This is a genomic window from Paraburkholderia sp. BR10141, from assembly GCF_056155635.1.
On sequence record NZ_JBMIQH010000028.1, the window covers coordinates 1 to 18,229 of the forward strand.

An 18,229-nucleotide genomic window follows, 5' to 3' on the forward strand; every position below is an offset into this window, starting at 1 on the left:
TCGCTGTGCATCGGCGGCGGCATGGGCGTGGCGCTCGCGCTCGAGCGCGCTTGATGTCACTGCCGGAGCGGACTGCGAGTGGTCCGCTGCGGCGCTTGTGACCAGCGGGGTGACCAATAACCGCGAACGGCGCAGCCGGAAAACGATAATGGAGTGTGGTTTATGTCAGAGCGTATTGCGTATGTAACGGGCGGGATGGGCGGCATCGGCACGGGCATTTGCCAGCGCCTCGCCAAGCAGGGTTTCAAGGTGGTCGCAGGCTGCGGCCCGCATTCGCCGCGCCGCGCGAAGTGGCTGGAAGACCAGAAGGCGCTCGGTTTCGACTTCGTGGCCTCTGAAGGCAACGTGGGCGACTGGGATTCGACGCGCCAGGCGTTCGACAAGGTCAAGGCCGAGGTCGGTGAAATCGACGTGCTCGTGAACAACGCCGGTATTACGCGCGACGTCGTCTTCCGCAAGATGACGCGTGAAGACTGGACGGCCGTGATCGACACCAATCTCACGAGCCTCTTCAACGTCACGAAGCAGGTGATCGACGGCATGGTCGAGCGCGGCTGGGGCCGCATCATCAACATTTCGTCGGTGAACGGCCAGAAGGGCCAGTTCGGGCAGACCAACTATTCCACGGCCAAGGCCGGCATTCACGGCTTCACGATGGCGCTGGCCCAGGAAGTGGCGACCAAGGGCGTGACGGTCAACACCGTTTCGCCGGGCTATATCGGCACGGACATGGTGAAGTCCATCCGTCCCGACGTGCTGGAAAAGATCGTCGCGACGATTCCGGTGCGCCGTCTCGGCGCGCCGGAGGAAATCGCGTCGATCGTGGCGTGGCTCGCGTCCGACGAGTCAGGCTTCGCAACCGGTGCTGACTTCTCGCTGAATGGCGGGTTGCACATGGGCTGATCCCGAGCGCAGCGCGCCTGCAGGGGACGCGCGAAGCTGGGATCGAGGACGGCAGCGGGCCTGTTTGCTCACCGGGGCAGGCCGTTTCCGGGCTAGACCAACGCGCGACGGCAATGGCCGCCGCGCGTTGGCGCTAACAAGGGCGACACATGACGACTACAAAGAAAACCGCCGAACGTCTCATCAAGAAATATCCGAATCGTCGGCTGTACGACACGGAGACGAGCACGTACATCACGTTGACGGACGTGAAGCAACTCGTGCTGGAGCAGGAGGAGTTCAAGGTCATCGACGCGAAGACCAACGAGGATCTGACGCGCAGCATCCTGCTGCAGATCATTCTCGAAGAGGAAAGCGGCGGTCTGCCGATGTTCTCGTCATCGATGCTGTCGCAGATCATCCGTTTCTATGGACATGCGATGCAGGGCATGATGGGCACTTACCTGGAAAAGAACATCCAGGCGTTCATCGACATCCAGAACAAGCTCGCGGACCAGTCGAAGAGCCTTTACGAAGGCAACGCGATGAATCCCGAAGTCTGGTCGCAGTTCATGAACATGCAGGCGCCGATGATGCAAGGCATGATGACGAGCTACATCGAGCAGTCGAAGAACATGTTCGTGCAGATGCAGGAGCAGATGCAGAACCAGGCGAAGAACATGTTCAGCAGCTTCCCGTTCAAGCCCGTGACGCCGGGCGGCGCGGCGGCGCCGGCACAGGGCGCGCCTGAAGGTGGCGAAGAAGAGAAGAAGTAAGCGGCGCGGCGCACACGGCGGGTGGCGCGCGCCGCCAGGTCGCGGTGCGCTGTCGCTTACCCGGCGCGCCGTGGCGGCGCGTTGCCGCGCGAGCGCTGTGCTTCGCTTTGCGAGGCGGCTGGCGCGGGTGCAATGCCGCCGCCCTCATTTGCCATCAAGCGCTTTGCAGGTCGCGCAACGCTTCAGGGTGCGCCACGGCCACCCGCAAGAGGGTTTGCGCGGCGCCGGTCGGCTTGCGGCGGCCTTGCTCCCAGTCCTGCAGCGTGCGCGTGGAAACGCCCAGCAGTGCCGCGAACGCGCTTTGCGAGAGGCCGGCCCCCGCACGCGCGAGCGCAGCGGCGGTGGGCTTGTGGCCGGTGACGCGCAATGCGCCACTCGAGGCACGGCGGCATGCTTTCAACTCGCGCGCCGGCTTTAGCAGTTCAGGCTGAAACAGTTCCATTTTCTCGTTCATGTTTTCGTTCTCTCCGCGCAACGGTCCAGGTTGCGTTGTCCGTGCTCGAGGCGCACTCGGCGAAAATTATCCGGATGCGCAGTTCACAGGCGAGCGATAGCTGAACGAAGTTTGATTCCGTCCATATTCAATCCGACCCCGGCGCCACAACGCGCGCATCCACCATGCTGCGCCGCACGATACGCCAAACGGGTAAAATGGCGGATTGGCTTGACCCCGCGCGGCGCTACCTTCGCTCTGCGCCCCACATCCGGACGTACACGTGAAAAACCCTGTTGAATCAATGACCTCCCGCAATCCTGCTCCGCGCGTCGGGATGGTTTCCCTCGGCTGCCCGAAGGCGCTTGTCGACTCCGAGCAGATCATTACCCAGCTGCGCGCCGAGGGGTACGAAATCTCGGGGTCCTACGACGGCGCGGATCTCGTGGTCGTCAATACCTGCGGCTTCATCGACGAAGCGGTGCAGGAGAGTCTCGACGCCATCGGCGAAGCGCTTTCCGAGAACGGCAAGGTGATCGTCACCGGGTGTCTCGGCAAGAAGGCGAGCGCGAGCGGCTCGAACCTGATCGAGGAAGTGCATCCGAAGGTGCTTGCCGTGACCGGCCCGCACGCCGTGGGCGAAGTCATGCAGGCCGTGCACAGCCACCTGCCTAAACCGCACGATCCGTTCGTCGACCTCGTGCCGCCGGCGGGCATCAAGCTCACGCCGCGCCATTACGCGTACCTGAAGATCTCCGAAGGCTGCAACCACCGCTGCACGTTCTGCATCATCCCGTCGATGCGCGGCGACCTCGTGTCGCGCCCGGTCGCCGAGGTCATGCTCGAAGCGGAAAACCTCTTCAAGTCCGGTGTGAAGGAGCTGCTCGTCATTTCACAGGACACGAGCGCTTACGGCGTGGACGTGAAGTTCCGCACCGGCTTCTGGAACGGCAAGCCGATCAAGACGCGCATGACCGACCTCGTCGCGGCATTGGGCGAGCTGGCTGCGCAATATGGCGCCTGGGTGCGCCTGCACTACGTCTACCCGTATCCGAGCGTGGACGAAGTGATTCCGATGATGGCCGAAGGCCCGTTCAAGGGCCACGTGCTGCCGTATCTCGATGTGCCGTTCCAGCACGCGCATCCCGAGGTGCTCAAGCGCATGAAGCGTCCCGCAAACGCGGAGAAGGTCATGGAGCGCGTGAAGGCCTGGCGCGAAATGTGCCCCGATCTCACGATCCGCAGCACGTTCATCGCCGGCTTCCCCGGCGAGACCGAAGCGCAGTTCGAAACGCTGCTCGACTTCATCCGCGAGGCCGAACTCGACCGCGTGGGCTGCTTCGCCTATTCGCCGGTCGAAGGCGCAACGGCGAACGAGCTCGACGGCGCGCTGCCCGACGACGTGCGCGAGGAACGCCGCGCGCGCTTCATGGAAGTGGCGGAGCAGGTCTCGGCCAAGCGCATCCAGCGCAAGGTGGGCAAGACTCTCAAGGTGCTGATCGACGAGATCAACGTCGACGGCGGCATTGGCCGCACTGCGGCGGATGCGCCCGAGATCGACGGCGTGGTGTATGTCGCGCCGGCGACCAAGGCATCGAAGCGCTACAAGGTCGGCGACTTCGTTTCGGTGAAGATCACCGGCGCGGATGGCCACGATCTCTGGGGCGAGGTCTGAGGGGCATGACGAGCGTCGCTCCGCAAGTCCTCGCTTATGGCGAGGCCATGGTCGAGTTCAACCAGGCGTCGAAAGACCGCCCCGAGTATTTGCAGGGCTTTGGCGGCGACACGTCGAACTTCGCCATCGCGGCGGCTCGCCAGGGCGCACGCACGGGTTTCGTCTCGGCCGTCGGCGACGATCATTTCGGACGCCTCCTGATCGACCTGTGGACGCGGGAAGGCGTCGACACCTCGACGGTGCGAGTGGACGCCACGCCGCCTACGGGCGTCTACTTCGTCTCGCACGGCCCGGCCGGCCATGCCTTCGACTATCTGCGCAAGGGTTCGGCCGCGAGCCGTTACACACCGCGCGATTTGCCGCTCGACATCATCGCGGCTGCGCGTGTGCTGCATCTTTCCGGCATCAGCGTGGCGATCAGCGATAGCGCCTGCGACGCGGCACTCGCCGCCGTCGAGCATGCCCGCGCCAACGGCGTGCGCGTGAGCTTCGACACCAACCTGCGCCTGAAGCTGTGGCCGCTCGCGCGCGCCCGCGCCGTGATGAACGAGGTGCTGCGCCTCACCGATATCTGCCTGCCCAGCTGGGACGACGTGGCGGTGCTCACAGGCCTCGACGATCGCGACGCGATCCTCGATTACCTGCTCGCGCGCGGCGCCCGAGTGGTCGCGTTGAAGCTGGGCAAGGACGGCGCCTATGTGGCGACGCCCGATGAACGGCGCGTCGTGCCGGGCCACGTGGTCGCGGCTGTGGATGCCACGGGCGCTGGCGACTGCTTCGGCGGCGCATTCGTCGCGCGGCTCGCAGCCGGCGACGATCCGTTCGCGGCGGCGCGCTATGCGAACGCGGCCGCCGCGCTTTCGACGCTCGGCTTCGGCGCGGTTGCGCCAATCCCGTATCGCCAGGATGTCGAGCGTTTGCTGGCAAATCTGCCTGAAAGCGCAGCACACGAATAACAAGATTCATCCATCCAGGAAGACGAGGAGCAAGACTATGGAACGCGAAGTAGTGGTGGCAAGTGGCGTGCGCACGGCAATCGGCGACTTCGGCGGCAGCCTGAAGGACTTCTCGCCGACGGATCTCGGCGCGCGCGTGGTGCGCGAAGCGCTCTCGCGCGCGAACGTGGAAGGCGACGCGGTGGGTCACGTGGTGTTCGGCAACGTCGTGCACACGGAGCCCAAGGACATGTACCTCGCGCGCGTGGCCGCCATCAACGGCGGCGTTGCGCAGCACGCGCCGGCCTTGACCGTGAACCGCCTGTGCGGCTCCGGCCTGCAGGCGATCGTTTCGGCGGCGCAAACCATTCTGCTCGGCGACGCCGATATCGCGATCGGCGGCGGCGCGGAAAACATGAGCCGCGCGCCGTACTCGATGCCGGCCGCCCGTTTCGGCCAGCGCATGGGCGACACGCAGCTCGTCGACATGATGACCGGCGCGCTGCACGACCCGTTCCAGACGATCCACATGGGCGTGACGGCGGAAAACGTCGCGAAGAAGTTCGGCATCACGCGCGAGGCGCAGGACGCGCTCGCGCTCGAATCGCATCGCCGCGCCGAGCGTGCGGTCGTCGAAGGCCGCTTCAAGGATCAGATCCTGCCCATCTCGATCAAGTCGAAGAAGGGCGAAGTGCTGTTCGATGCCGACGAGCACGTGCGCCATGGCGCGACGCTCGAGGACTTCTCGAAGCTCAAGCCCGTGTTCGCGAAGGAGAGCGGCACGGTGACGGCGGGCAACGCGTCGGGCATCAACGACGCGGCCGCCGCGGTGCTGCTGATGAGCGCGGACGCTGCCCGCGCGCGCGGCGTGAAGCCGCTCGCGCGCCTCGTCTCGTACGCGCACGCGGGCGTCGATCCGGCGTACATGGGCATCGGCCCCGTGCCGGCCACGCAGAAGGCGCTCGAGCGCGCGGGTCTCGAGGTCAGCGACCTCGACGTGATCGAAGCCAACGAAGCCTTTGCGGCGCAGGCCTGTGCGGTGTCGCAGGAGCTCGGGCTCGACCCGGCCAAGGTCAATCCGAACGGCTCGGGCATCTCGCTCGGCCATCCGATCGGTGCGACCGGTGCGCTCATCACCGTGAAGGCGCTTTATGAACTGCAGCGTATCGGCGGCCGCTACGCGCTAGTGACGATGTGCATCGGCGGCGGCCAGGGGATTGCGGCCATCTTCGAACGGATTTGACGCCGACTCGTGACGCGCGGCTCGCGGCTCGCGCAAGGCCGCTGCGCAAGTGAAGGAAGGATGCAGATGGAAGGATTGACGCAAGCACAGCGGCCGCCGCGCGCGGCCGCCCGACAGCGCAGCGCCAGCAAGGCGCGCGGCTGGATCGTGGCCGTGGCCGCAGCGGCCATGGTCCTCGCGCTGCCGATCGCGGCGCACGCGCAGGACGCAGGCGCGCAGCCGCCGGTCAAATCCACGCTCAAGCCGAACCCCGAGTTCGCGAAGCTGCCGCAATACGTCGGCACGCTCGGCAAGCGCCAGATCGTCATGCGTCTCGGCGCCAAGGCCGGCGACGACGACCCGACCGGCGTGCATGGCGAATACCAGTTCACGGACACCGGCGAGGTGATCCTGATCGCCGGCGATCGCGCCGACGCGACGCTCGAAGCCGAGGACTCGAACGACGGCACGCATATCACCGGCAACTGGGTGGGCACGTTCGCCGAGGACGGCTCGCTTTCGGGCGACCGCATGGACCCGGACGATTCCCATCCGGTGCCGTTCGATCTGAAGCCGCTCGCGGCGGGCGCCGCGGCTCCGGCCGTGTCGACCGGCGCGGCGAGCGCGAGCGCGTCGACGTCGAACGGCGCACATGCCGTGAACGGCGTGAGCAATCTCATCCTCGGGCAGTAAGCGCCGCTGCGGGTGTTACTCTTCGGTATGCGGCGTTGCGCGCGCCATCGCGCAAGCCGCGCGCCGCAACGTCATCGCGCCTCAACCGAATACGCTCCGACATGACCAAATCCGACTCCAGCCGCGCATTGCAGACGCGCATCGTTCATCCGCAAGACGACCTCACGCCCGGCTTCGAGTCGTTCGCCGCGCCAGTCACGCGGGCGTCGACCGTGGTGTTTCCCGACCTCGCTTCGGTTCGCGCGCTCGACTGGCGCAACGACGCGCAATGGCGTTACGGCCTGCACGCCACGCCCACCTCGGCCATGCTGCAAAAGCGCATCGCCGAGATCGAAGGCGGCGAGCATGCGCTGCTGCAACCCTCGGGCCTCTCGGCCATCTCGAACGTCTACTTCGGACTGCTGAAGTCGGGCGACGATGTGCTGATTCCCGATAACGTCTATTCGCCGAACCGCGACCACGGCGATTGGCTCGCGCGAGACTTCGGCCTTACGGCACGCTATTACGATCCGATGATCGGCGCGGGCATCGCTGAGCTGATCCAGCCGAACACGAAGCTGATCTGGCTGGAAGCGCCCGGCTCGGTGACGATGGAAGTGCCCGACGTGCGCGCGATCACCGCGGCGGCGCGCGCACGCAACGTCGTGACGGCCATCGACAATACGTGGTCGGCGGGCCTCGCCTTCAGGCCGTTCGAGCACGGCATCGACATCTCGGTGCAGGCGCTCACGAAGTATCAATCGGGTGGCAGCGACGTGCTGATGGGCGCGACCATCACGGCCGAGCGCGATCTCTATCTCAAGCTGAAGGCCGCGCGCATGCGGCTTGGCATCGGCGTCTCGGTCGACGACTGCTCGCTCGTGCTGCGCGCGCTGCCGAGCATGAAGGCGCGCTTCGAGGCGCACGATCGCACCGCGCTCGGACTCGCGAGCTGGCTCAAGACGCGCCCCGAAATCGCGGTGATGCTGCATCCGGCGTTCGAAGACTGCCCGGGTCACGAGTTCTACAAGCGCGACTTCACGGGCGCGGGCGGTCTCTTTTCCGTGGTGTTCGACGAGCGCTATAGCGCGGCGCAGATCGACACGTTCTGTGAGTCGCTCGAACTCTTCGCGTTGGGCTGGAGCTGGGGCGGGGCGCATAGCCTGGCAATGCCGTACGACGTCGGTTCGATGCGCACGGCCGAGAGCTGGCCGCATCGCGGCACGCTGGTGCGTTTCTACATCGGCCTCGAAGACGAAGCCGATCTGCGCGCCGATATCGAGCGCTCGCTGGCCAGGCTCGCGGAAAAAACAAGCACGCCTGAATAACCTGCATAAAGCCACAACGGCCACTTGCGTCCACACGGACACGAGCGGCCGTTGGCGTATCTGCCTGCCGCGAAACCCGAATCAGAACAGACGCAGCAAGCCGTCGAGCCCGACGAAGTTGAACGCGACGCTCGCCGCCTCGCGTACCACGGGCTTGGCGCGGAACGCGACCGACAAACCGGCCACGCCCATCATCTTGAGGTCGTTCGAGCCGTCACCCATCGCGATTGCGCGGCGCGGGTCGATGCCGATTTCGGCACAGGCTTCGACGAGCGTACGCGCCTTCACGTCGGCGTTGACGATCTCGCCCGTCACGCGGCCCGTGAGCTTGCCGTCGACGATCTCTAGCGTATTCGCGCGCGTGTAGTCGAGCCCGAGACGCGCTTTCAGGCGCTCGGTGAAGAACGTGAAGCCGCCGGAAACCAGTAGCGTCTTCAGCCCCGCGGCCTTCGCGCCCGCGAGCATCGGCTCGGCGCCCGGCGAGAGCTGCAGGCGTTCCTCGTACACGCGCTCCAGCGCGCTCGCGTCGAGCCCCTCGAGAAGCGCCACGCGGCGTGTGAGGCTTTCGTTGAAGTCCTTGATCTCGCCGCGCATCGACGCTTCGGTAATCGCCGCGACCTCGGCCTTCAGACCGCAGAAGTCGGCGATTTCGTCGATGCATTCGATCGTGATGAGCGTCGAGTCCATGTCCATTGCCAGCAGGCCGAAATCGGCGAGTGTGCGGCCGGCGTCGACGAACGCATAGTCGAGCTGATGCGTGCCGCAGTAGACCTCGAGGTCGGCGCGCTGGGCCGGCTCGGCGTTCTCGATGCGCAGCGCGTGGGCGTCGATCGGCGCGAGGCGGCTGCCGCGGGCGAGGCCGAGGAGCGGCTTGTGATGGACGATGTCGAGCGGGGCGGGACTCTGGATGACGAGGTTCATGGCAGGACGGGCAAAGCCGACGCACGGCGTCGCCGGATCGATCGGATGAATAAGGGCGCAGTCGCGCGTGTGCGTGCAAGACCTCGCAGTGCTCCCTGCAGTGCGCGGCAAAGCCCGTCATTGTAACGTCCCGCCGACCGCTGCGGTCGCCTGCGCCGCCCGTCGCGTTGGCGCGCCTGGCGGATGCTTCCCTGTTTTTGGCGTGCGTTTGCGGACACCTTACAGCGACGAAAGCGCCCATTCGAGGCACAATGAAAGTTCATGCGGCGATCCGACGGGGGCGGCCGCCGCGTGCCGTCAACCGAACGTGTCGCGACTCGCGTCGCGCGATGCGTCATGTGCGCCAAGGCGCCAGGGGAACCGGTATGCAGGACGCTCGCAAGGCCCCAACCACGACATCTGCCCGAACGCCGCGCGGCGAGCGGGCCCCGACATCGGACGCCGCCGCACCGGCCACGCCTGGCGCGTCCGTGCACCGCTTGCCTCGTAGCGCACGGCGCCGGCGCGACGACTCGGCCGACAGCGAAATCGACGGCATACGCATCACGAGCGCAAGGCGCGTCATCGATGCGGACAGCGGCACGCACAAGCTCGAACTCGTCCGCTACTACGAGCGCGCCGCGCGCTGGATCCTGCCGCATCTGGCCGATCGCCCCGTGTCGCTCGTGCGTGCACCACGGGGCTTGAGCGGCGAGATGTTCTTTCAGCGCCATCGCGCTCGCGCCCCGCTGCCTGAACTCAGCGAACACGAAGGGCTCGACCCGGGCCATCCGCCGCTGCTCACGATCGATACGGCGCGAGCGCTGATCAGCGCCGCGCAGATGGATGTCATCGAGCTGCACACGTGGAACGCCTGCGTCCACGACATCGAGCGGCCGGATCGGGTCGTGTTCGACCTCGACCCCGATCCGGCACTGGGCTGGGACCGCATGATCGAGGCGGCGCAGTCCACGCGCGCCTTGCTTGCGGAACTCAGGCTGGAATCGTTTTGCAAGACGAGCGGCGGCAAGGGGCTGCATATCGTCGTGCCGCTCACGCCGGAGGCGGGCTGGGACGACGCGAAGGCGTTCGCCCGTGCGGTTGCGCAGCATCTGGCCTCCGTCTGGCCCACGCAGATCACGGCCACCATGGGCCCCGAACACCGCAAGAAGAAGATTTTCGTCGACTATCTGCGCAATGCGCGCGGGGCGAGCACGGCGCTCGCGTATGGCGTGCGGGCGCGGCCGGGCCTGGGCGTGTCCGTGCCGATCGGCTGGGACGAACTGGAGGCGACGACGGGCGGCGCGCAATGGACGCTTGCGACGATCGACGCGCGCCTCGCGCAGATCGGGCAAGCCGACCCTTGGGCCGCCTATGGGCGCGTGCGCCAGACGTTGACGGCGGAACTGACGCTGGGTCTCGAAACCGCCGGCAAGTAGCGGCACCAGGTGAGGGTTGGCGCGTGCCGTGTATGCATGGCGCGTCGACCATACAGACGCCGCCCCAAGCCAGCCGCGCGTCGTCGGACGGCAAGCAAATCGCTCGTGATGACAAGCAGGATAAAACCTGGTCCGCTCGATGCATGTGCTCGGCGCAAGGCGGCGCGCAGCGCGCTAGACTGCTAACAGACCATCCGCCGCACGGGAGCGGAGCGTCGTACCTGGCGTTTCGCGGCTCGCCGCGTTCGTTGCGTACGCCGCTTTTCGCTCGCGGGCGCGGCCGTTCCCGCCAGGAGGTGACGCATGCCTTGCCGCAGCTCCCGCCATACTCGCCGCCGCCACGCGGCGCTCGTCCAGTTTGTCCTCGCCGCTTCCTGCGCGATCGCGCTGCCGGCACTCGCGGCCACGCCGATCACGGTCACCTCGAAGGCCGCAACCGACGGGCCGATCCGCTATACGGTTCGGGTCGCGTCGAAGGCGTTCGGCGACGCCCAGGAGACCCGCACGCTGCGTTCGGGCGATACCGACGACTTCACCTGGCGGACCACGCCGCCGGGCGGCGCGGTCGCGACGCCGCAAGGCTGCCCGGACTACGCTTCGTTGCCGCTCGACGCGAACGGCGCGATGGTCCGGCAGACCCAGTTGCGTCTTGCGCCAATCGTCGCGAGCAATGGCACGGCCACCGTGCAGGTGAGCTTCCGCGCCCAGGCGCCGCACGGCACGCAATCGGTGTCGAGCAACGGCGCTTCGATCACGTGCCCCGCCGTGGTCGCGCATAGCGAAGTCGCCCACCTTACGATGCCGACCAATGGCACCGCGAAGACGCTCAAGCTCGGCGACGGCACGCAGATCACCATCTCGGCGCAGCGCTAGGGCGCGCCTTGAGCGCGGGATGGCCGGCGAGGCGCACAACGCGCGCCGGCCGCGCACGGCGCCCCGGCGTTAAGCGCGTGCCTTGCGCTCGATGAGCCGCGCAGCGAGAAAGCGATGCTGGGGCGAGAAGAGGCGCCGGTACGCGAGCAGCACCGCGCCCACCGTGCCGAGTGCCGACGAAGCCGCGATCAGGAACATGATCACGATCTGATAGCGCACGGCCTGTAGCGGCGATTGCCCCGCGAGCACCTGGCCCGTCATCATGCCGGGCAGGCTCACCACGCCGACCACGGCCATCTGGTTGAGCGTCGGAATCATGCCGGCGCGCACGGCCTCGCGGGCGCTCGCCTGCGCGGCTTCCCAGCGTGTCGCGCCGAGTGCGAGCGCGCTCTCCACACGATCGCGCCGCGCGGTCAGCTCCTGCATCATGCGCTCCACGCCGAGCGACACCCCTGTCAGCGTGTTGCCGAGAATCATGCCTAGGATCGGAATCGCATATTGCGGCTCGTACCACGGCCGGATGCGGATCACCACGAACAGCCCGACCGCCGCGACGAGCCACGCGCTCACCCAGATCGACACGATGCTGTCCGCACGTTGCCCGCCATAGGTGCGCGCGCCGCGCTGCGCCCCTGCGAAGCCCGCGATCAGCGTCATGAGTGCCATGAGCGGCAGCACGACGTACCAGCGGTTGAACGCGAACACCCAGCCGAGCACGTAGCCGATCGCAAGCAGCTGCACGACGGTGCGCACGGCGGCCCACGCCAGCTTGCGTTCGAGATCGAGTTTGAGCAGCACAGAGACCGCGCCGTTGACGAACACGAGCAGCGCCGCAATGGCGACGTCGCCGATGCCGAGGTTCTGCAGCACGCCCGGGCTCATTGTGCGGCTCCCTGTGTGAATGCCGCGCGCGTGGCGGGTTCTTCGAGCACACCTGCGCGCATCGTCAGATGCCGCGCGCCTACGCGCTGTGCCTGGGCGGGATCGTGCGAGACCCAGACCGTGGCGCGCGCCGTGCGCGCTTCGTCGAACCAGCCCGCGACGAGTGCTTCGACGGCGCGCGCCGATTCGGGGTCGAGAGACGCGGTCGGCTCGTCGAGCAGCAGCGCTTCGGGGTCGAGCTGGAGCACGCGCACGAGCGCCACGATCTGCGCTTCGCCGCCCGAAAGCTCGGAGGTGTCGCGCGCGAGGAAGTCGCTGGAACGGCCGGTGGCGGCGAAGAGCGCGCCGACGCGGGCCGGGTCGAATCGCGCGTCGCGGTATACCGCTAGCGTATAGGGGTAGCGCAGATTGTCCTCGACGCTGCCGTCCAGCAGCGCGGGCCGCTGCCGCAGGTACGCAATATGCCGCCGATAGTGGACAATGCGCCCGCGCGTGACCGGTTCGCCATGCCAGCGCACGTCGCCGCCGTCGAGCGGGTCGAGCAGCGCGAGCGCGCGCAGGAACACACTCTTGCCGGAGCCGGACGGTCCCGTCAGCACGGCGCGCTCGCCCGCCCGCAGGGCGAAATCGGTGGGATGCAGCAGCCACTGGCCGCGTTGCGCATTGCGCCGGGCGACCCGGTGCGCCTCGACGAGCGGCGCGCCATCAGTTTGGGGCGGGGGAAGCGGGTTGTGCTTGAGCATCGAAAGATTGCAAACAGGGTCGGCATACAGATCGTGCGAGGCAGACATGCCGATGTAACCGGGCACGCTGACTGCTCTTGCGGTATTGCAACATAGCAGGCCATACAACAACGCATAACGTGGAGTACGCATGACGTCATCGCAGCCCAAGCCTTTCCGCCTTGGCCGCACGCTCGCCAGGATCATCGCATGGCTCGCCGCGGTTGTCGTCGTGTTGATTGTCGTGCTCGTCGTTTTCATCCTGACATTCGACTGGAACCACGCCAAACCCTACGTGAACGAGAAGGTCACCGAGGCCATTGGGCGGCCGTTCGCAATCGAAGGCGACCTCAAGGTAGGCTGGCAGCGGCCGCCCGGCGAAACGGGCTGGCGCGCGTGGGTGCCCTGGCCGCGTTTTTCCGCCACGCAGATCCAGATTGCCAATCCCGAGTGGACCAGGTCCCCGCAGTTCGCCACGATCGACGAGATCGACTTCGAGGTGGCCGTGCTGCCGCTGCTCGCGCACGACATCGTGATTCCGGCGATCAATCTCGTAAATCCGTCGATCGACGTCGAGCGCCTCGTCGACGGGCGCAACAACTGGACCTTCAAGCTGCCCGCCTCGAGCGGGCCGTCGACGTGGCGGCTCGATCTGCACGACATCACGTTCGCGAGCGGCAATATCGCCGTGAGCGACCAGCAGACGAAAACCGACGTGAAGATCGGGGTGAGCCTGCTCGGCCACGGCATCCCGATCGGCAAGGTGATGGAGGAGCAGGCAGCGGCGTCGCGCCGGGGCTCCGAGCAGGTCATCGGACGTGCGGGCGCGAACCGGCTGACCCAGCAGGTCAACAAGGAGCAGGCTTCGGAGGCGGCGGCCGCCAGCGCGGCCAGCGAGGCGAGCGGAGCGGCGGCTTCGGGCGTGCCGGCGGCCGCGAGTGTTGCCGGCGCAACCACGGGTACGTCGAGCGCAACCAGCGCGCCCGCAGCCGGCTCCCAGTCGCTCGCCGCGAGCGGCGCCAGCGGCGCTGTGGTGGGCTCGGGCGCGGCGCCCGCGCAGCCGCCCGTGAAACAGCCGTTTTACGCGATCGGCTGGACGATCAAGGGCACGTATGGCAAGACGGCGCTTTCGGGCGATGGCAAACTCGGCGGCGTGCTCGCCCTGCAGGACGCGAAGCGACCGTTCCCGATCCAGGCCGACGTGCGCGTGGGCGACATGCACATCGCGCTGGTCGGCACGGTCACCGACCCGATGCATCTGGCCGCCGTCGATCTGCGCCTGTGGCTGCAGGGGCAAAGCCTGGCGCATCTCTACAACCTCACCGGCGTGACGTTGCCCGAAACGCCGCCGTATGCCACCGAAGGCCGCTTCGTCGGCAATTTCAAGCGCGGTGCGAGCGTGTTCCGCTATGAGAACTTCACGGGCCGCGTCGGCGGCAGCGATCTGAACGGCACGGTGGTCTACGAACAACGCACGCCACGGCCGTTTTTGTCCGGTCAGCTGGTGTCGAACCTGCTGCAGTTCTCGGATCTCGCGCCGATCATCGGCGCCGACAGCAAAGCGAGCAAGGAAAAGCGCGGCGACACCGTGACCCAACCGGCCGATCGCGTGATTCCGGTCGAGCCGTTCCGCACCGACCGCTGGAACGCCATCGACGCCGACGTCAAGTTCACGGGCCGGCGCATCATCAAGCAGGGCAGCCTGCCGGTTCAGGATCTCTACACGCACGTCATGATGACGAACGGCGTGCTCGTGCTCGACCCGCTGCAGTTCGGCGTGGCAGGCGGCACGTTCGGCACGCGGCTGAACCTGGACGGCGGCGGCGCGCCGCTCAAGGCGCGCGGCACGCTGGAGGTGCGCCACCTGAAGCTCAAGCAGCTTTTCCCGAACTTCAAGACGATGCAGTCGGCGCTCGGCGAGATCAACGGCGACGCCTCGCTCACGGCGACCGGCAACTCGCCGGCGGCGCTCGCTGCGACCTCGAACGGCGAGGTGAAGCTGCTCGTCACGCAGGGCACGATCAGTATGCTGCTCATGGAGGCGGCGGGCCTGAACGTGGCGAACGTGGTCTACGAAAAGCTGTTCGGCTCGCGCGACGTGAAAATCAACTGCGCCGCGGCCGATTTCGTCGCCACCAACGGCGTGCTCGATCCGCGCGTGTTCGCTCTCGACACCGACGACGCCGTGATCGACATCGACGGCCCGATCGATCTGCGCGACGAGTCGATGAACATGAAGGTCCATCCGCATACCAAGGGGTTTCGCGTTTTCACGCTGCGCTCGCCGCTCTACGTGAAGGGCACCTTCAAGAACCCGCACGTGGGCGTGGATGCGACGGCGCTTGCGCTGCGCGGCGGGGCGATGATCGGGCTCGGGCTGATCAACCCGTTCGCTGCACTGATTCCGCTCATCGCGCCGAGCAACAACAAGCCGCTGCCGTGCGACACGCTGTTCGCGCAGATGCATCAGCATCCCGTGGCGCCGCCGCCGGGCCAGAAAATGCACGCGCTGCCGAAGCCCGACCTCGGCAGCGCCGGCACGGGCGCGAGCGCCGCTGCGGCGACTGACAAGGCCGGCAAGGCTGATAGGGGCGATAAGGGTGACAAGGGCGCGAAAGCGGGGCCGGCCACGCGCAACGCGCCGTCGCCCGCCTCGGCGGGTAAGCCGACGCAAGGGCAGGAGCCGCTCTACAAGGGAAGCTGACTCAGGAGGCTTAGGCGGAAAACCACTGCGCCGGGTCAATCGACCGGCGCAGTGGCATGGTGAACTTCGTTGGAAGCGCGCCCTAGCGCAACGAGCGCGGTGCGGTGTCGCCGGCGGCGTCCTGGCGGCGCGTCACGCGCCGTGTGGTCATGGTCGGACGCGCTGCGCCGAACTCGGGCAGGACCCGGCCGCGCGCGCGGCTCGCGAACACCAGAAAGCCGAAGCCGTCCGCCTCGTACCAGTAACCGCCGTTTTCGAGGCCTTCGATCGGCTGCTCGAGCGCGTGAGCGATCGATTCGATGCAGCGCTTGCGCAACTCGCTCGTGCCCGGATAGGGCGGCTGCGCACCGCGCACGCTGCACAGGAGCACGTCGAGCCCCGGCAGGATATGCGCATAGAGCACGGGCTCGTCCTGCGCGCGCGCACGCGCGATCTTGGTATCGAGTTGGCCGAACGGTTTGAAATGACTCAGCACGGCGAGAAATGACTCATCGCCGTCTGCCTTGACGCGTTTGCGCTTTTTCGGGAAGGACATAAAAATTCGCCTGAAAAAGGTGGATTGCAGTACACGCAGCGTTCCCATGCGACCACTCCCGGACTGGTGCGCCGCACGTCGATCCTTTATAGCACACGGATTTGCAGTGTTCATGAGGATAGAGATGGGGACGGTCCGCTTTGACGGCGCGCGGACCGCCTGAAGCGATCCGGCCTGCGCGGCGCGGTTTGCTGCCCCTGTTTCAAAACCCTCATCGCGTTCGCAAACGCCATGCCGGATCGCACGTCGCGCTCATGTAGATATCCCGGCGCTCTCTCGCTTGTCTCCGTCTCAATAATAGACCTGTGTGTGCGCTCGGTGTGGCGAATTGCCGCAAAAAAGCGGGTTTTCCACGACGGGAGTTGTGGGGTGTCACATACATTGTCATCCTGAAAAATCGCGCAGATAATGTTGCGGTTCTGGTGCCCGCGGTTGCCCCAGGGCGCCCTCAGCCAACTGGCATCGCGAGGGCGCACTCGGCGCGAGTACCTGCAAAACGCATTGCAAAAAGCATGGCGAAAAGCACGGCGCGCCGCCCGGACCCGCCACCGAACCGGACCGACATGAAACTCTTCGCCAAGGGGCTCTTGCTGATCGCGATTCCGAGCATCGTCGAACTGGCGCTGCTCGGCGTCGTGTTCGACACACAGGGAAAGGCCGCGCTCGCGGCCAAACGCGCCGAGAACACGCAGCAAATCCTTTGGCAAGCCAACAGTCTCGTCGACCCGTTGCTGCGCGAAGCCGCGCGCGTGCGCACCGGCATCGTGCTCGAAGACCCTTCCTTCATCGATCGTCACGCTGTCTGGACCGAGTTCTCCGATCGCATCACGCTGCTCGCGCGCATGGTCGCCGACAATCCGCCCCAGCTCGCGCGCGTCGAGCGCATGCGCGACGCCGCCTATGCATGGCGCAAGGAAGCGGGTGATATCGCCGATGCGCTGCGCACGGGGCATAGCGCGCCGTTTGCGCGCGCGGCGGCCAACGGCATGCCGCCCGAGATCGAGACGGTGCGCGAGGTGCTGGGCGAGTTCATCGCCGAGGAGACGCGGCTCGACGAGGCCCGCGCCGCAATGCTGCGCGAGACGCGCGAGCGCCAGCAGGACGCGCTGATTTTCGCCGTGGTGGGCTCGATGCTGATCTGGGCGTTCACGGCTATGGCGTTTGCGCGCAACGTGGGTGCGCGCCTCGCCGCGCTCGGCGCGAACGCCGAGCGTCTGGGCGATGGGGCGCCGCTCGCGCCGCCGCTCTCCGGCGACGATGAAATCGCGGCGCTCGATGCGGTGCTGCATCAGACCAGCGCGCGTCTGCGCGTGGCCGAGCGCGAACAGACCGCGCTGAAGGCGCAGCTGCAGGCGCGCGCCGCGGATCTCGCGAGCGCCAACGAGCATTTGCGCCAGGAGAGTCAGGACAACGAGATGTTCATCTACAGCGTGTCGCACGATTTGCGCTCGCCGCTCGTGAACCTGCAGGGTTTTTCGAAGGAGCTGCAGGTATCGTGCGACGACTTGCGCACGCAGGTCGAGGCGGCGGGGCTGCCCGAACACGAATATCGCGCGATGGCCGAAGTGCTCGACGGCGATGTCGACGAATCGCTGAAGTACCTGCGTCAGGCGGTGGCGCGCGCGGCGGCCATCATCGACGCGCTGCTGCGCATCTCGCGCGCCGGACGCCTCGAATACCGCTGGCAGCGCGTCAACGTCGCGCGGCTCGTCGAGCGCGTGCTCGGTGGCCTCGCCGAGGAACGCACGAAGGCCGCGCGTATCGAAGTGGGCGAGTTGCCGCCCGCGTGGGGCGATCCCGCCGCGCTCGAGCAGATCTTCGGCAACCTCATCGAGAACGCGCTGCAGCATCTCGATACCGCGCGCCCGGGCCGGGTCGAGATAGGCGCGCTGGAGGCCGGCGCGCAATCCGCCGGCGAACCCGGCAAAAGCGCGGGAAAGGACCCCGGAAAATCAGCGGGCGGAGCGCCTGGCGAACGTACGCGGACTTATTTTGTGCGCGACAATGGCGTCGGTATCGCGCAGGCGTATCTGCCGAAGCTGTTCCGCGCCTTTCAGCGGCTGCACGGCGGAGAATCGCCCGGGCAGGGCACCGGCCTCGCGCTCGCCAGGCGGATTGCGGAGCGGCATGGCGGGCGCGTCTGGGTCGAATCGACTGAGGGCGCGGGCTCGACGTTCTTCGTCGCGCTGCCGGACCAGCCGTTGCGTACCACATAGCGGGTATTCTGGCCCGCTGCGCGGCAAGCTTTCAA

The 18,229-nt window shown here is 66.9% G+C and carries 16 protein-coding genes; 11 read left to right on the forward strand and 5 right to left on the reverse strand.

All coding sequences use genetic code 11. From position 1 onward, the window contains the following. The first annotated feature begins 162 nt into the window (after nt 1-162). Nucleotides 163-903 (forward strand): 3-ketoacyl-ACP reductase, encoded by a 741-nt coding sequence (locus ACOJB8_RS30110; RefSeq protein ID WP_069268124.1) that lies wholly within the window; start codon nt 163-165, stop codon nt 901-903. A 149-nt stretch (nt 904-1,052) separates the two neighbouring features. Beyond that, a complete protein-coding gene (gene phaR, locus ACOJB8_RS30115; protein ID WP_133186007.1) occupies nt 1,053-1,658 on the forward strand; it encodes a polyhydroxyalkanoate synthesis repressor PhaR in 606 nt (201 codons plus the stop codon). Nucleotides 1,659-1,812: 154 nt separating this feature from the next. On the opposite strand, the gene ACOJB8_RS30120 is transcribed toward phaR, so the two are convergent. Further along, a complete protein-coding gene (locus ACOJB8_RS30120; RefSeq protein WP_069268122.1) occupies nt 1,813-2,112 on the reverse strand; it encodes a helix-turn-helix domain-containing protein in 300 nt (99 codons plus the stop codon). A 283-nt stretch (nt 2,113-2,395) separates the two neighbouring features. Here ACOJB8_RS30120 and rimO point away from each other — a divergent pair, with 283 nt between their 5' ends. From rimO to ACOJB8_RS30145, 5 genes are all read left to right on the forward strand, one after another. Then, nucleotides 2,396-3,766 (forward strand): 30S ribosomal protein S12 methylthiotransferase RimO, encoded by a 1,371-nt coding sequence (gene rimO / locus ACOJB8_RS30125; protein ID WP_475015898.1) that lies wholly within the window; start codon nt 2,396-2,398, stop codon nt 3,764-3,766. A 5-nt stretch (nt 3,767-3,771) separates the two neighbouring features. Continuing rightward, entirely contained in the window at nt 3,772-4,722 is a 951-nt protein-coding gene (locus ACOJB8_RS30130; protein ID WP_475015899.1) for a sugar kinase, read from the forward strand. 37 nt (nt 4,723-4,759) lie between these two features. Then, nucleotides 4,760-5,944, forward strand: coding sequence for a beta-ketothiolase BktB (gene bktB / locus ACOJB8_RS30135; protein ID WP_342945705.1), 1,185 nt, complete (start codon nt 4,760-4,762; stop codon nt 5,942-5,944). 66 nt (nt 5,945-6,010) lie between these two features. Continuing rightward, nucleotides 6,011-6,616, forward strand: a complete 606-nt coding sequence (locus ACOJB8_RS30140; RefSeq protein ID WP_069268118.1) for a hypothetical protein — start codon at nt 6,011-6,013, stop codon at nt 6,614-6,616. Between the two features lie 101 nt (nt 6,617-6,717). Continuing rightward, nucleotides 6,718-7,923 carry a cystathionine beta-lyase gene (locus ACOJB8_RS30145; RefSeq protein ID WP_475015901.1) on the forward strand — a complete coding sequence of 402 codons (1,206 nt, stop codon included), beginning with the start codon at nt 6,718-6,720 and terminating at the stop codon, nt 7,921-7,923. A gap of 81 nt (nt 7,924-8,004) precedes the next feature. Here the strand turns inward: ACOJB8_RS30145 and serB are convergent, their stop codons facing one another. After that, complete coding sequence (serB, locus tag ACOJB8_RS30150) at nt 8,005-8,844, reverse strand: phosphoserine phosphatase SerB (RefSeq protein WP_069268116.1); 840 nt, start codon at nt 8,842-8,844, stop codon at nt 8,005-8,007. A gap of 470 nt (nt 8,845-9,314) precedes the next feature. Between serB and ligD the strand changes: the two genes are divergently transcribed. Both ligD and ACOJB8_RS30160 read left to right on the forward strand, forming a co-directional pair. Next, a complete protein-coding gene (ligD, locus tag ACOJB8_RS30155; RefSeq protein ID WP_475015903.1) occupies nt 9,315-10,262 on the forward strand; it encodes a non-homologous end-joining DNA ligase in 948 nt (315 codons plus the stop codon). A 303-nt stretch (nt 10,263-10,565) separates the two neighbouring features. Further along, a complete protein-coding gene (locus tag ACOJB8_RS30160) occupies nt 10,566-11,135 on the forward strand; it encodes a DUF6013 family protein (RefSeq protein ID WP_069268114.1) in 570 nt (189 codons plus the stop codon). A gap of 69 nt (nt 11,136-11,204) precedes the next feature. Here the strand turns inward: ACOJB8_RS30160 and ACOJB8_RS30165 are convergent, their stop codons facing one another. Further along, nucleotides 11,205-12,017 carry an ABC transporter permease gene (locus tag ACOJB8_RS30165; protein ID WP_069268113.1) on the reverse strand — a complete coding sequence of 271 codons (813 nt, stop codon included), beginning with the start codon at nt 12,015-12,017 and terminating at the stop codon, nt 11,205-11,207. After that, nucleotides 12,014-12,760 carry an ABC transporter ATP-binding protein gene (locus ACOJB8_RS30170; RefSeq protein ID WP_475015943.1) on the reverse strand — a complete coding sequence of 249 codons (747 nt, stop codon included), beginning with the start codon at nt 12,758-12,760 and terminating at the stop codon, nt 12,014-12,016. The genes ACOJB8_RS30165 and ACOJB8_RS30170 overlap by 4 nt, the downstream gene beginning before the upstream one ends. Before the next feature lie 130 nt (nt 12,761-12,890). On the opposite strand from ACOJB8_RS30170, the gene ACOJB8_RS30175 reads away from it, so the two are divergent. Beyond that, on the forward strand, nt 12,891-15,443 hold the full coding sequence (locus ACOJB8_RS30175; protein WP_475015905.1) for an AsmA family protein: 2,553 nt from the start codon (nt 12,891-12,893) through the stop codon (nt 15,441-15,443). 82 nt (nt 15,444-15,525) lie between these two features. On the opposite strand, the gene ACOJB8_RS30180 is transcribed toward ACOJB8_RS30175, so the two are convergent. After that, a complete protein-coding gene (locus tag ACOJB8_RS30180; RefSeq protein WP_028206958.1) occupies nt 15,526-16,026 on the reverse strand; it encodes a hypothetical protein in 501 nt (166 codons plus the stop codon). Between the two features lie 515 nt (nt 16,027-16,541). Here ACOJB8_RS30180 and ACOJB8_RS30185 point away from each other — a divergent pair. Beyond that, on the forward strand, nt 16,542-18,194 hold the full coding sequence (locus ACOJB8_RS30185; protein ID WP_368616233.1) for a sensor histidine kinase: 1,653 nt from the start codon (nt 16,542-16,544) through the stop codon (nt 18,192-18,194). Nucleotides 18,195-18,229: the final 35 nt, after the last annotated feature.